Here is a 13,259-nt window from a genome sequence, read left to right as displayed (position 1 = left end):
GCCGCATGCCCCTTCTTTTTAAGGATGAGAGAGCACTTTTCTATGGAGGGCTTATTTTTAAGGCTTTCTCCTGTTCCAGTGCTCAAAATATCCATAGGCTGAGGTTATAAAGTTGTAGGTTAAATCAACTTCTCTTGTCTATGAAACATGACAAACTGATCAAAGACGAAAGTGATCACCAAGAATCCTGCGTCCTGATCTGAAACCAACAGAGGAAGAAAAATGAAAAAAGCTGCGTCATTTTACGCAAGCCTGGCCTTGAGCGCCCTGGTTGCCACGGGGGCTGTCGCCGAAACCGAGCTGACAGTATATACGGCAGTCGAAGCGGAAGATCTGGCCAGATACGCTGAGACATTCAACGAAAGCTATCCGGACATCAAAATCAACTGGGTGCGTGATTCCACCGGCATCATCACAGCCAAGCTGCTGGCCGAGCGTGACAATCCACAGGCCGATCTTGTCTGGGGGCTGGCGGCCACGTCACTTCTGTTGCTGAAGTCCGAAGGCATGCTGGAGCCCTACGCACCAGAAGGTGTGGAGAAGCTTGATTCCAAATTTGTCGACAGTGGTGAGACCCCGTCTTGGGTGGGCATGGATGCCTGGGTGGCTTCTGTTTGCTACAACACCGTTGAGGCCGAAAAGAATGGTCTGACCCCGCCGACCTCCTGGCAGGATCTCACCGACCCGATGTATGAAGGTCACGTGATCATGCCAAACCCGAACTCTTCGGGTACGGGGTTCCTTGACGTTTCAAGCTGGCTGCAGCTCTTTGGTGAAGAGGGCGGTTGGGAATATATGGATGCGCTGCACAACAACATTGCGCGCTACACCCATTCCGGCTCCAAGCCTTGTAAACTGGCCGCCGCAGGCGAAATCCCGATTGGTATTTCCTTTGCCTTCCGTGGCGCCAAGTCAAAAGCCGCAGGCGCGCCGCTGGAAATCATCGTGCCAAGCGAAGGCGTAGGCTGGGATATGGAAGCCTCTGCGATTGTGGCTGGCACCGCCAATCTCGAAGCCGCTCAGAAGGTTCTGGACTTCTCTGTCACCAAAGAAGCCAACGAAATGTACAACTCCGGCTATGCCGTTGTCGCCTATCCTGGTGTGGCCAAGCCGGTTGAACATTTCCCAGAGGGCCTGCTGGATGCGATGATTGACAACGACTTTGAGTATGCTGCGAACAACCGTGCGGCCATCCTCAAAGAGTGGCAATCTCGCTACGATGGCAAATCTGACCCCAAATAACCCAATCGCTGCGGGGGCTCAGGCCCCCGCACAGATCCGTCAATTACCCGCTGTCCCGACATGGTCTGGCCTGTGCCGGAACTGTTGGTGTGCGCGATCAGCGAAGATCTAAGGACTGAACCCGTGACTGCAGAACAAACATCAGGTGACTTCTACCTGAGCATAAAAGACTTATGGAAAGCGTTCGGAACCTTTCTGGCTCTCAGGGACATTTCACTGGACATCAAAGAAGGCGAATTCATTTGTTTTCTCGGGCCATCCGGCTGCGGAAAAACAACGCTGCTGCGGGCCATTGCTGGCCTTGATCTGCAAACCCGCGGGTCGATCACGCAGGACGGCAAAGACGTCTCCAACCTGCCACCTTCAGAGCGCGATTTTGGTATCGTCTTTCAGTCCTACGCGCTGTTCCCCAACCTGACGATTGAGAAAAACATCGCCTTCGGTCTGGAAAATGCAGGCCGCAGCAAAGGGGAAATCGCCACCCGCGTCAAAGATCTGCTGAAGCTGGTTGGCCTGCCCGATCAGGGCAAAAAATACCCCGCGCAGCTCTCAGGTGGTCAGCAACAGCGTATTGCGCTGGCCCGCGCCATCGCCACCAAACCGGGGCTTTTGCTTCTGGATGAGCCGCTCTCGGCGCTGGATGCCAAAGTGCGCGTGCATCTGCGCCACGAAATCAAAGAGCTGCAGCGCAAGCTGGGGGTCACAACTGTCATGGTGACCCACGATCAGGAAGAAGCGCTTGCCATGGCTGACCGCATTGTCGTGATGAACCATGGGGTGATCGAACAGGTCGGCTCCCCCACTGAGGTCTACCGCGAGCCCAGCAATCTGTTTGTCGCCGACTTCATTGGCGAAATGAACCAGATCGACAGCGCTGTGGCCAATGGCGGCCGTCTGGCCATTGGTGAAGATAGCTTTGCCTGCCATGCCCATGATTTTTCCGATGGTGCCGCCGTTGTGGCCGCCATCCGCCCCGAAGACATCATTCCCCATGAGGCGGGATATCAGTCTGAGGGCGCCGATCAGAACTGTATCGAAGTGCTCTTGCATGAGATGGAGTTCCTCGGATCCTTCTGGCGCTGCCGTCTGCAGAATGATCGCTTTGGCGGCGCAGAGCTGATTGCCGATTTCTCTATCAACGCCGTGCGACGTCTGGGTCTTGCCGAGGGCAAACCGATGATCATCGAGCTGCCCGCAGACCGGCTGATGGCGTTTGATCGTTCGGGAGAGAGCTGATGACAATGGCGTCTTCACATACTTCCGAACTGCCCCCGGGCAAGGACATCAAGGGAAAGCTGAGCCGCGATGATTTGATGATGCGCGGCGGCATGATCATCATTGCGCTCTATCTGGTGATCACCCTGGCGTTCCCGCTGTTTTCCATGCTGTCCAAATCCTTTTCGACCTATCGCTTTGAACTCTCTCAATATGAGTTTCAGGTCAGCGATGAGGCCGGCGTGTTTGATGGCACCGTGCTCACCGGCGCGGCGCTCAATGCCCAGACAGAGGCCTATGCCGACAGCGATCTGAGCACCGGTGCCGATGGCCGCCTTGGCGTGACAGCTTTCTTCCCCGAGTTCAGCTTCCGCAGCCCGGTGATGTATCAGATCCGCAATGTCGTAGAAGATGGCCGCTTTCTGGTCGGCTCCACGCTTTATGATGACACCACGTGGCAAACGCTGGATTCCAACACCTTTCGACGGGTGCAGCTGAGACCGACAAAATCCACCGGCGTGGACAACTTTGTCAGCTACTTCTCTACGCCAGCGCTGTTTAATTCTATCAAGAACTCTCTCTGGATTGCAGTGCTCTCCACGGTGGTCACAGTCTCTCTGGCCTTCTGGTTTGCCTATGCGTTGAACCGCAGCTGCATGCGCTTCAAAGGCTTCTTCCGTCTGATCGCCATGGCACCCATCCTTGTGCCGTCGCTCTTGCCCGGCATCGCGCTGGTCTATCTCTTCGGCAATCAGGGCATGATCAAAGAGCTGCTGTTTGGGGCCAGTATCTATGGGCCAATCGGCATTGTCATTGGCTCGGTCTTCTTTACCTTCCCACATGCCTTCATCATCATCTCGGCGGCATTGGCCATCTCTGATGCCCGCCTCTATGAGGCCGCGACCAGCCTGCGTGCCACCCCATGGCGCACTTTCTGGACGGTCACTGTCCCTGGCGTGCGCTATGGTCTGATCTCTGCCGCCTTTGTGGTGTTCAATCTGGTGATCACCGACTTCGGCTTGCCCAAGGTGATTGGCGGACAATTCAATGTGCTTGCGGTGGACATCTACAAACAGGTGATCGGTCAGCAGAACTTTGAAATGGGGGCGGTGGTCTCTGTGGTGCTTGTGGTGCCTGCCATTCTGGCCTTTGCCATCGACCGTATGGTGCAGTCCAAACAGGTGGCGCTGCTGTCCGCGCGCTCCGTGCCCTATCAGCCCACGCCCAATGCGGTGGCAGACCGGGGCTTCCTGATCTACTGTTCTCTTGTGGCGCTGTTCATCGTGGGCATGCTGGCGGTCTGTCAATTTGCTGCGCTGGTGAAGTTCTGGCCCTATGATCTCAGTCTGAGCCTGAACAACTATCAGTTCGATAAAATGGACGGCGGCGGCTGGGCCTCTTATTTCAACTCTATCAAGCTGGCGTTGCTGACCGCGATCTGTGGGACATCGGTGGTGTTCTTCGGGGCCTATCTGGTGGAGAAATCCAACGGCTTTGGCGCAGGGCGCGCGGTGTTTCAGATGTTTGCCATGCTGCCCATGGCCATTCCGGGCATGGTGCTGGGCCTCGCCTACATCTTCTTCTTCAACAACCCGGACAATCCGCTCAATGCGATTTACGGCACCATGACCATTCTGGTGATCTGCACGGTGACACACTTCTACACCGTGTCTCATCTGACGGCGATGACCTCGCTCAAACAGATGGACCGGGAGTTTGAAGCCGTATCGGCCTCACTCAAGCAGCCAACGTTGAAGCTCTTTGCCCGTGTCACCGTTCCGGTCAGCCTGCCCACCGTCTTGGACATTTCCATCTATCTGTTTGTGAATGCCATGACGACGGTATCTGCCGTGGTGTTCCTCTATTCGCCCAAAACAACATTGGCCTCCATTGCCGTGTTGAACATGGATGATGCAGGCGACATCGCACCGGCTGCGGCGATGGGGATGATGATCTTTTACACCAATGCGGCGGCACGGATCATTCACCTGATCGCGTCGCGTGGCATCCTGCGCCGCACACAGGCCTGGCGCACGCGCTAAGCCTGCGACCATCGCCAAAGAGACAAAGCCCCCGCCGCTTATGTGGTGGGGGCTTTTTTCTGAGCCTGTACGGAACGTGCGATTTCCATGAACAGGCGGATCACCCGCACATCGCGACGCTGTGTGAGATGCACCAGCGTTTCGCTCATGCTCACATCCAGATCAGCCAGTTCCATCTGCTGCACGCGCGGATCCTGTACATATTCCGCCTTGGACACAAAGCCGATCCCGGCCCCAGAGGCCACAATCTCCCGCACCGCTTCACGACCCTCCGCGACAATCGCAGGGGTCAACGTGCGGCCTTGTCCGGCTGCGGCATCCACCAGCTTCTGACGCGTCTGCGAACCCTGTTCGCGAAACACCAGCGGATAGTTTGACAACTCTTCAAGCGTGATCGAGGGTTTGTCTTCGGCAATGACCTCCCGCGCGACAAAAGCCACAATATCCGTAGCCCCCAGATCCAGCGTTGTCACATCCTTGCCCGCTTCCTGACTGCCGATCACCCCGATTTCCGCATTATACGCCCGCAGGGCTTCGATGATGTTTTCCGTGTTCCCCACCTGCATAGACACTGTCACCTTCGGATAGCGCTTCAGAAAACGGCGCAGAATATCCGTCACGTGGTGCGCCGAATCCACCAGAATGCGGATCTCCCCCTCGGTTGAGGCTGAGGCCTCTGAGAGGTTCTCTTCGATCTGCTGCTCAATCTCAAAAAACTGCTTGGTCAGGCGGAACAGCTGCTCTCCGGCGAGGGTCAGGCGCACCCGTTTACGCTCACGGTGAAACAGCAGAACGTCATGATCCTGTTCGAGCTTGCGCACCTGCTCAGAGATCGCAGGCTGCGACAAAAACAAGGCCTCCGCCGCCCTGGAGAAGCCGCCCATGAGGGCCACATGATGAAAGGCTTTCAGCTGGCTGTGACGCATTTTTGTCCCTGACTTTGCTTATAGGTTGAGCCTATATAACGATTGATATTTGCAATTTCACATATAGATGCCATTGCTGCAATGCTGTTCTCAACAATCAATTTCGGAGAGCTGAAATGGTCGCTCAGAAGACGCAAATTGCCCCGCCCAAATTGGGGGAACCCTTCCTGTTAACACCTGGCCCACTGACCACGTCTTACGCGGTCAAAGAGGCGATGTTGCGTGATTGGGGCAGCTGGGATGATGATTTCCGCGCCATGACCAAATCCATGCGTAGCCAGCTACTTGAGATGCTGGGCGAGGGGGCGGATGACTTTGATTGCGTGCCCATGCAGGGCAGCGGCTCTTTCGCAGTGGAGGCTATGCTGGCCTCCTTCATCCCAAAAGATGGCAAAACACTGGTTCTGGCCAATGGCGCCTATGGCAAACGGTCTGCCCAGACGCTGGAGTATCTGAACCGCGAACACATCGTGTTGGACAAAGGGGACTATCTCCCGCCACGCGGTGACGAAGTGGCCAAAATCCTCGCAGAGGACCCTGCCATCACCCATGTTGTGGCCATCCACTGCGAAACCAGCTCCGGCATTCTGAACCCGATTGAAGAAATCTCTGAAGCCACCTATGGCGCGGGCCGCAAACTTCTGATCGACAGCATGTCCGCCTTTGGGGCCATCGAACTGAAGGTGGCGGATATCCGCTACGAGGCGATGGTGTCTTCGGCCAACAAATGTATCGAAGGCGTGCCTGGCTTTGGCTTTGTCATTGCCCGCAAGAGTGAGCTTGAGGCCGCCAAGGGCAACAGCCACTCCCTGTCGCTGGATGTGCATGCCCAATGGGCGCACATGAACAAGACCGGTCAGTGGCGCTTCACCCCGCCAACCCATGTGGTTGCGGCCTTCCTTGAAGCGCTGAAGGGGCATAAGGTCGAAGGCGGCGTCGCAGGCCGCGGCGCACGCTATGCCCGGAACCGCGATGTGATGGTCGAAGGCATGCGCGAGCTTGGCTTTGAAACCCTGCTCAAAGACCGCTGGTTGTCGCCGATCATCGTGACCTTCTTCTGCCCTGCGGATGAGAACTTCGTCTTTGATCAGTTCTATGCGCTGATGAAAGAAAAGGGCTTTATCATCTATCCCGGCAAGCTGACCGTTGTGGACAGTTTCCGCGTCGGCTGCATCGGGCAGATGGACGAACACATCATGCGGCAGGTCGTTACCGCCGCCAAAGAAACGCTGGCGGAAATGGGGGTGGCGAGTGCCGCGCCTCCGGCTCTGGCCCTTCAAGAACGCGCCAAGCTGGCCGCTTAAAGTTTAAAAAGGAATCCCAAATGACCATCCACGCGCCCGTAGAAGCGAACACCCGCGTTTATCCCACCCCAAAGGTTCCGGCGATTGCCATCTGTCTGGACGGTTGCGAGCCAGAGTATCTGGAAGTCGCCATCGCCAAAGGCCTGATGCCAAACCTCAAGAAGATGCGCGAAACCGGCACAGACCGCCTTGCGCATTCGGTGATCCCGTCCTTCACCAACCCCAACAACCTCTCCATCGCCACCGGCCAGCCTCCAAAAGTGCACGGCATCTGCGGCAACTATCTGATTGACCCTGATACCGGCGAAGAAGTGATGATGAACGATGTGCGCTTCCTGCGCGCGCCTACCATCTTCTCTCAGTTCTACGAAGCGGGCGCCCGCGTCGCCATGGTTACCGCCAAAGACAAGCTGCGCGCGCTGCTGGGCGCTGGCCTGAAGTTTGACGAAGACCGTGCGGTGGCCTTTTCCTCCGAACGCTCCGGCGAAACCACCAAAGCAGAGCATGGCATCGACAACGCCTCTGAGTGGCTTGGTATGGAAGTGCCAGAAGTCTATTCCGCTGAGCTGAGCGAATTTGTCTTCGCCGCCGGTGTGAAGCTGCTCAAGGAATTCAAACCGGACGTGATGTATCTCTCCACCACGGACTACATTCAGCACAAATTCGCTCCAGAACAGCAGGGCGCGCTGGATTTCTATGAAATGTTTGACCGCTATCTGGGCGAACTGGACGCGCTGGGCGCGGCCATCGTGGTCACCGCTGACCACGGCATGAAGCCCAAGCACCACGCAGATGGCACGCCCAATGTGATCTATACTCAGGATCTGATGGATGAGTGGCTGGGCAAAGACGCCGCGCGCGTGATCCTGCCGATCACCGACCCCTATGTGGTGCACCACGGTGCGCTGGGCTCTTTCGCAACCATCTATCTGCCAGAAGGCGCAGACCGCGCAGAGATGATCGCCAAGCTGAGCGCACAGGACGGCATCATTCTGGCGGTGGACAAAGAAGAGGCCATGGAGCGCTTTGAGCTGCCCGGTGACCGGATTGGCGATCTTGTGGTGATCTCTGGTGAAAACGTCACCATCGGCACCTCTGAGCACCGCCATGATCTGGCCGCTCTGAAAGAGCCGCTGCGCAGCCATGGCGGCCTGACCGAGCAGGAAGTGCCCTTTATCGTGAACCGCGTGATCGAGCTGCCAGAGGCACCCGTGCTGCGTAACTTTGATGCCTTCTTCTACGCCACAACAGCGGCAGCGCTGTAACGCCATGAAAGATCAAACCATGTCCACAACGGAAATCCGCAACGAAGGGATGCGCATTGATGGGAAGGTTGTCTTCACCGAAGACACCATCCCGGTGCTTTATCCTTACACCAATGAGGTGGTTGGCACGGTGCCTGCAGGCACGGCAGAACATGCGCGTCAGGCCTTTGAGATTGCGGCGAACTACACGCCAAAACTCACCCGCTATGAGCGCAGCCAGATCCTGCATCGGGCGTCAGAGCTGATTGGGGAGCGCCGCGACTATCTCGCAAAATGGCTGACACTGGAGCTTGGCATCTGCCACCAGCACGCCATCTATGAGACCAAACGCGCGCAGGACGTCTATCAATTTGCTGCCGCTGAGGCGCTCAAGGATGATGGCGAGATTTTCTCCTGTGACCTGACCCACAATGGCAAGGCGCGTAAGATCTTCACCACCCGTGAACCCGTGCGCACGATTTCCGCCATCACGCCTTTCAACCACCCGCTCAATATGGTGAGCCACAAAATCGCCCCGGCGATTGCGACCAACAACTGCATGGTCTGCAAGCCCACCGAGCTGACACCACTCACGGCTTTGGCGTTGGCGGATATCCTCTATGAGGCGGGCTTGCCGCCGCAGATGTTCCAGGTGGTGACCGGGCTGCCAGCCGATATTGGTGATGAAATGATCACCAATGACAACATCGACATCATCACCTTCACCGGTGGTGTGCCTGTGGGCAAGATGATTGCCACCAAGGCGGGGTACAAACGCACCGCGCTGGAGCTGGGCGGCAATGACCCCCTGATCATCTGTAATGATCTCAGCGATGCGGATCTGGAAAAGGCGGCCACCATCGCCGTGGCCGGGGCCACCGGCAACTCCGGTCAGCGCTGCACCGCGGTGAAACGTATTCTGGTTCAGGAAAGCGTGGCAGATCGCTTTGTGCCATTGGTGCTTGAGAAGGCCAAAGCTATCAAATTCGGCGATCCGCAGGATCCTGAAACTGAGCTGGGCTGTGTGATTCACGATAAGGCCGCTGAGCTGTTTGAGCAGCGGGTCTATCTGGCCGAACGGGATGGGGCGGAGATCCTTTACCATCCGGGCCGTCAGGGCGCGTTGCTGCCGCCGATCGTGGTCGACAAAGTCCCCCATGACAGTGAATTGGTGATGGAAGAGACCTTTGGCCCCATCGTGCCTATCGTGCGCGTGCCCGACAATGACGATGAGGTCATGGCGATTTCAAACTCCACCGAGTTTGGCCTGTCCTCTGGCGTCTGCACCAACGATCTGAACCGGGCGATTGCCTATATCAACGGTCTGAACGTGGGCACCTGCAACATCTGGGAGCAACCCGGCTACCGGATTGAAATGTCGCCCTTCGGCGGGATCAAAGACAGCGGCAATGGCGTGAAGGAAGGGGTCATCGAAGCGATGAAGTTCTTCACCAACGTCAAGACTTATTCGCTGCCTTGGCCCGGCTGACGGCAAAGACATCTCTTTCTTCCCGTAACTATGAGGCCCTTCAGGGCCTCATTTTTTATGAGCGAAGATCTGAGTATATCGTGTCGGGTCGGGATGCCGATATCGCCAGATCCTCACTTGTAAAACGCCAGCACCACGATACCCACCGCCACAATGCTTGCCGCCAAAAGCCGGTTGGATTTGGGGCCTTCTCCAAACCACATCACCCCGATCAACGCGGCAAAAATCACCGAACTTTCACGCAGCGCTGAGACAATCCCCAAAGGCGCGAGAGTCTTTGCATAAAGTACCAGCGCATAGGCCAGCCCCGAGATCACCCCTCCGGCCAATCCCGTCAGTACATGACGCGGCGCAAGGCGATGCACCCGCTCCCAGCGGGTGGTGAGCACAAAGACCGCCACAAAAATCTCGGCCACAAACAGCACGGCAATATAGCCAAGGTTGTTCTGAGACAGCCGGATGCCGAACCCATCAATCAACGAATAGCTCGCAATCATGGCGCCTGTGGCCAGCGCTGCGGCAATGGCGCTCAGGTTTTTTCCTTGCCCGGCTCCACCCAGCGACAGGTAGGCAATACCTGCTGAAATCAGCAAAATGCCCATCCAGGCTTCAAAGGGCAGATATTCCCCGGCAAAGACCACCGCGCCCGTGGTCACCAGCACCGGCGTGATGCCGCGCGAGATCGGATAGACCACGGAGAGATCTCCGGTGCGATAGGCGATGTGCAAAAACCAGTAATACCCCCAATGCACCACCGTGGAGCCGATGATAAACGGATAGGAGGCGGGGGCGGGCAGGCCGGTGAAGGGCAGCACAAACAGCGCTGGAACCACATGTCCAAGCGCAATAAAGCCAAGCACAAGCGTGCGATCTGGCGCGCCTTTGACTATGGCATTCCACAAAGCGTGCAAAAACGCCGCCGACAGAATGATTAGAAGCAGAGACGGCGTCATGTGACAGACACGACGGCAAGAAAAAGAGGCATTGAGAGTATTTCCGGAAGCTGGAGGCTGACGCCTGAGTGTGGCCGCGAGAGCCTGTGTAACACATTTGTGACGCTGGCGTGCCGCGTGGGTCAAATCGGAAAAAGCTGTGGTATCATCAAAATAACCAATGATCCCTTCCAGTGGTGCGTCTTGGCAGGCACGCCTCGCCCCCAATTCAAAAAGACGTATGCTTTCGCTTCTGATCGGTCCCAAGATCCTGAAATTAGGCGGGCATTTTCGCTATGCGCAGCGTTCTGTACCAAGTTGACAAGGCCTCAGATTTGCCTGATACACCGATCAGAAGTGCGGGCCGTTAGCTCAGCTGGATTAGAGCAGGGAACTTCTAATTCTCAGGTCGGGGGTTCGAGTCCTCCACGGCTCGCCACCCTTCATAAACTGTTGCAGCGCTGGGCGCAGCGGATGGGGTTTGAATTTGTGGGGATATTATGTTGAAAAACGTGTCGCTTAATGGGAAAAATATTTACAAGTACATTCAGTTAAAGGTTGTTTTTTTTAAGTGGAAACAAAGACCCTTGAGAGAATGTTGGATTGCCCTCTCTCTACAGGTTTTTGTGATTATGTTCGGTTGTGCCATTGGGGGGATGGCTTTTCCGAAGTACGCGTACTCTCAAGCGGGGGTTGATCCGCTTGTGCATCCAGCTAATAGGTATACAGCAGAGAATATTTCTGTTGATCGATTGTCTTATTGGGAAGGTGCCGTAGTTGCGCAGTTTTTAGGTTTTTCTGACGGTGGTAGCCAGATGGCAGCCCTATCAAACGTATTGAGTCTTAGCAATGCCTCAAGACTGGATGCGTCTATTGTCGGATTCCCTGACAATATATTCGGCGGTAGCGAAGTATCCTATGAGGCGCGAATCGTTATCTTCATATATGACGCAGAATACGAGTACAGCTTGACCACCAGTGGGGCTAGCCTGAAAGGGTTTGGGGGCATTGATTTTTCGGAAGCCAATGCTGTGATCAAAGAAGTAGCAAAGGCAGGGCTTTTTAAGCAAGTGAATGGATGCTTTGCTAGCTGGTCGGCTTCCGAACGCAATGAAATAAGAGGGTTCATTCTCGCGATATCGGACGATTTACCAGGAGATGAGGCAATAAAATGCATTGAACGGATTACTCCGGCAGCGTTTGGTATTTCTTCTTTTGTTTCGAGATATGACTTTAGTCAGTTTGATTTAAGACAGGATGTCTTGAAAGATGCGATTGCTTCTAGGCCTATAATTTTTGATGATTATAGTGAGAGGTTCTTGCAATTATCGGTAGCGGCTGCGTGCAGAATGGATCTGGGGGATTATAGCTTTCTGTGCCCGCTTCGAGTTATTAACTCTATTTTTGAAAATCATGCGAAACTAACTACTTTGAGATTTCATGCAAAATGACAAATTCTAGGATCAGGATCCATTAATTGTATTTTTCGGCGTGTTGCACATTTCGAGAATCGAGCGGTGACCATGTCGGATCTATTCTGGCTGACGGATGCGCAGATGGCGCGTCTTCAGCCCTTCATTCCCAAGTCCCACGGCAAACCACGGGTTGATGACCGGCGTATGTTGAGCGGAATTATCGTCATTAATCGTAATGGTTTGAGGTGGTGGGGCGCTCCTTCGACCTATGGACCACACAAGACGCTCTACAATCGCTGGAAACGTCTCCTCTCACACATTCCGAGAATATGTTGCCGGGCAACGGGAGCGACAAAGGCATTTTCGCGCAGATGATGTCCGGTCTGGCTGGTGCACACTCCGAAGAAACGACGGTGATGATCCACGCCAACTATCTGAAGACCCGCCGCACCGCCACCAGTCTGAGGCTCAAAAGGGGGGGCGTGGGCGCCTGATTGGTCGCACCAGAGGCGGCATGAGCTCCAAACTGCATGCAATCTGCTATAGCCATGGACTTCCGCTCAGCCCGTTTGTCACCGCGGGTCAAGTGAGCGACTATATTGGCGCACGCGCATTGTTGCGCAGTCTGCCGGATGTCAACTGGCTGATCGGGGATCGTAGTCATGATGCCGATTGGTTCCGAGAAGCATTAAAAGACAAAGGGATACGCGCCTGCATTCCAGGTCGTAAACAGTGCAAGAAGTCCCTCAAATACGACAAGCGCCGCTACAGGATCGAGATCATGTTCGGAAGGTGGAGAGATTGGCGGCGTGTCGCAACACGCTATGCTAGATGTCCCCAGGTCTTCCTGTCAGCCATCGCACTTGCCACACTCGTTATCTACTGGCTGTGAGTCCTGACCCGAAAGCGTTCGTAATGAGTGCAATGCTCTTATTAGGAGAGTATAAAGGGGATATTCACCTTAGGAGTATTATAACCTCCAATAGAATATGCGAGGAGTTCGCGCTTGAAATTCGTAATTTACAACAGTTTAAGCCTGCATCCTGCGTTCGAAGCCGTTGATATGGAGATTCTGCGCGAAGCCTTTAAGTTCAATGCGACGCATGGCATCACGGGGTTTCTGTATCGCTGTCATCAGCATTACTACCAGTATTTTGAGGGCGCCGCAGACATCATTGACGATCTGTTGCCTCGCATCGCCAAAGACAAGCGCCATACGGACTTTCAGGTGCTGCAAGTGGATGAAATTTCATCTCGGCGTTTCACCGGGTGGTCGATGGGATACTCCCGTGCCGCAAGTGAACTGCAGAATGCGTTGCTCAGCCCTTCAAGCAGTGCAGAGGCTGTCCGGGAGCGGCTGACCCTTGAGGCGCAAAAGCAGCGCGCCACACATATCCCTCCGCAAAAGAAGATGTGAGCGCGCGGCGTCTGTGGAAGCAGCGCCCCGCTG

10 protein-coding genes, 1 tRNA gene and 1 pseudogene are annotated in these 13,259 nt (G+C 55.4%); 10 read left to right on the top strand and 2 right to left on the bottom strand.

What is annotated here, in order from left to right:
• Nucleotides 1-222 precede the first annotated feature (222 nt).
• From J7382_RS10020 to J7382_RS10010, 3 genes are all read left to right on the top strand, one after another.
• A complete protein-coding gene (locus tag J7382_RS10020) occupies nucleotides 223-1,242 on the top strand; it encodes a putative 2-aminoethylphosphonate ABC transporter substrate-binding protein (RefSeq protein ID WP_209068898.1) in 1,020 nt (339 codons plus the stop codon).
• A 123-nt stretch (nucleotides 1,243-1,365) separates the two neighbouring features.
• The gene (locus J7382_RS10015; protein WP_348540021.1) at nucleotides 1,366-2,478 is read left to right on the top strand and encodes a putative 2-aminoethylphosphonate ABC transporter ATP-binding protein; all 1,113 of its coding nucleotides are present in this window, start codon (nucleotides 1,366-1,368) and stop codon (nucleotides 2,476-2,478) included.
• A complete protein-coding gene (locus J7382_RS10010) occupies nucleotides 2,478-4,499 on the top strand; it encodes a putative 2-aminoethylphosphonate ABC transporter permease subunit (protein ID WP_247744944.1) in 2,022 nt (673 codons plus the stop codon). The genes J7382_RS10015 and J7382_RS10010 overlap by 1 nt, the downstream gene beginning before the upstream one ends.
• Before the next feature lie 38 nt (nucleotides 4,500-4,537).
• On the opposite strand, the gene J7382_RS10005 is transcribed toward J7382_RS10010, so the two are convergent.
• Nucleotides 4,538-5,425, bottom strand: coding sequence for a LysR substrate-binding domain-containing protein (locus J7382_RS10005; protein WP_209068896.1), 888 nt, complete (start codon nucleotides 5,423-5,425; stop codon nucleotides 4,538-4,540).
• A 116-nt stretch (nucleotides 5,426-5,541) separates the two neighbouring features.
• On the opposite strand from J7382_RS10005, the gene J7382_RS10000 reads away from it, so the two are divergent.
• From J7382_RS10000 to phnY, 3 genes are read left to right on the top strand one after another with little or no spacing between them, the layout of a single operon-like run.
• A complete protein-coding gene (locus J7382_RS10000) occupies nucleotides 5,542-6,729 on the top strand; it encodes a 2-aminoethylphosphonate--pyruvate transaminase (protein WP_209068895.1) in 1,188 nt (395 codons plus the stop codon).
• A 20-nt stretch (nucleotides 6,730-6,749) separates the two neighbouring features.
• A complete protein-coding gene (gene phnA / locus J7382_RS09995) occupies nucleotides 6,750-7,994 on the top strand; it encodes a phosphonoacetate hydrolase (RefSeq protein ID WP_058238085.1) in 1,245 nt (414 codons plus the stop codon).
• A gap of 19 nt (nucleotides 7,995-8,013) precedes the next feature.
• A complete protein-coding gene (gene phnY, locus J7382_RS09990; RefSeq protein WP_209068894.1) occupies nucleotides 8,014-9,462 on the top strand; it encodes a phosphonoacetaldehyde dehydrogenase in 1,449 nt (482 codons plus the stop codon).
• Between the two features lie 113 nt (nucleotides 9,463-9,575).
• On the opposite strand, the gene J7382_RS09985 is transcribed toward phnY, so the two are convergent.
• Nucleotides 9,576-10,415 carry a DMT family transporter gene (locus tag J7382_RS09985; protein ID WP_058238149.1) on the bottom strand — a complete coding sequence of 280 codons (840 nt, stop codon included), beginning with the start codon at nucleotides 10,413-10,415 and terminating at the stop codon, nucleotides 9,576-9,578.
• Between the two features lie 340 nt (nucleotides 10,416-10,755).
• On the opposite strand from J7382_RS09985, the gene J7382_RS09980 reads away from it, so the two are divergent.
• The 4 genes and pseudogenes from J7382_RS09980 to J7382_RS09965 all read left to right on the top strand — a co-directional run bounded on the left by J7382_RS09980 (nucleotide 10,756) and on the right by J7382_RS09965 (nucleotide 13,226).
• Nucleotides 10,756-10,833 (top strand) — tRNA-Arg (locus J7382_RS09980).
• A gap of 61 nt (nucleotides 10,834-10,894) precedes the next feature.
• Nucleotides 10,895-11,845, top strand: a complete 951-nt coding sequence (locus J7382_RS09975) for a hypothetical protein (RefSeq protein ID WP_209068893.1) — start codon at nucleotides 10,895-10,897, stop codon at nucleotides 11,843-11,845.
• Nucleotides 11,846-11,917: 72 nt separating this feature from the next.
• Nucleotides 11,918-12,701: pseudogene (locus tag J7382_RS09970) on the top strand (IS5 family transposase).
• A gap of 114 nt (nucleotides 12,702-12,815) precedes the next feature.
• The gene (locus J7382_RS09965) at nucleotides 12,816-13,226 is read left to right on the top strand and encodes a BLUF domain-containing protein (RefSeq protein ID WP_209068892.1); all 411 of its coding nucleotides are present in this window, start codon (nucleotides 12,816-12,818) and stop codon (nucleotides 13,224-13,226) included.
• Nucleotides 13,227-13,259 lie beyond the last annotated feature (33 nt).

Origin of the sequence: Shimia sp. R11_0 (genome assembly GCF_017744035.1) — a bacterium.
Lineage (GTDB): Bacteria > Pseudomonadota > Alphaproteobacteria > Rhodobacterales > Rhodobacteraceae > Shimia > Shimia marina.
This window is presented reverse-complemented; position numbering and strand designations above follow the sequence as displayed.

Excerpts from the sequence above, each read along its gene's own strand:
- J7382_RS09975 (WP_209068893.1), top strand. The coding sequence starts at position 10,895 with ATGTTGAAAAACGTGTCGCTTAATGGGAAAAATATTTACAAGTACATT.
- J7382_RS10010 (WP_247744944.1), top strand. The coding sequence starts at position 2,478 with ATGACAATGGCGTCTTCACATACTTCCGAACTGCCCCCGGGCAAGGAC.
- J7382_RS10005 (WP_209068896.1), bottom strand. The coding sequence starts at position 5,425 with ATGCGTCACAGCCAGCTGAAAGCCTTTCATCATGTGGCCCTCATGGGC.
- phnY (WP_209068894.1), top strand. The coding sequence starts at position 8,014 with ATGTCCACAACGGAAATCCGCAACGAAGGGATGCGCATTGATGGGAAG.
- J7382_RS10000 (WP_209068895.1), top strand. The coding sequence starts at position 5,542 with ATGGTCGCTCAGAAGACGCAAATTGCCCCGCCCAAATTGGGGGAACCC.
- J7382_RS10020 (WP_209068898.1), top strand. The coding sequence starts at position 223 with ATGAAAAAAGCTGCGTCATTTTACGCAAGCCTGGCCTTGAGCGCCCTG.
- phnA (WP_058238085.1), top strand. The coding sequence starts at position 6,750 with ATGACCATCCACGCGCCCGTAGAAGCGAACACCCGCGTTTATCCCACC.
- J7382_RS09985 (WP_058238149.1), bottom strand. The coding sequence starts at position 10,415 with ATGACGCCGTCTCTGCTTCTAATCATTCTGTCGGCGGCGTTTTTGCAC.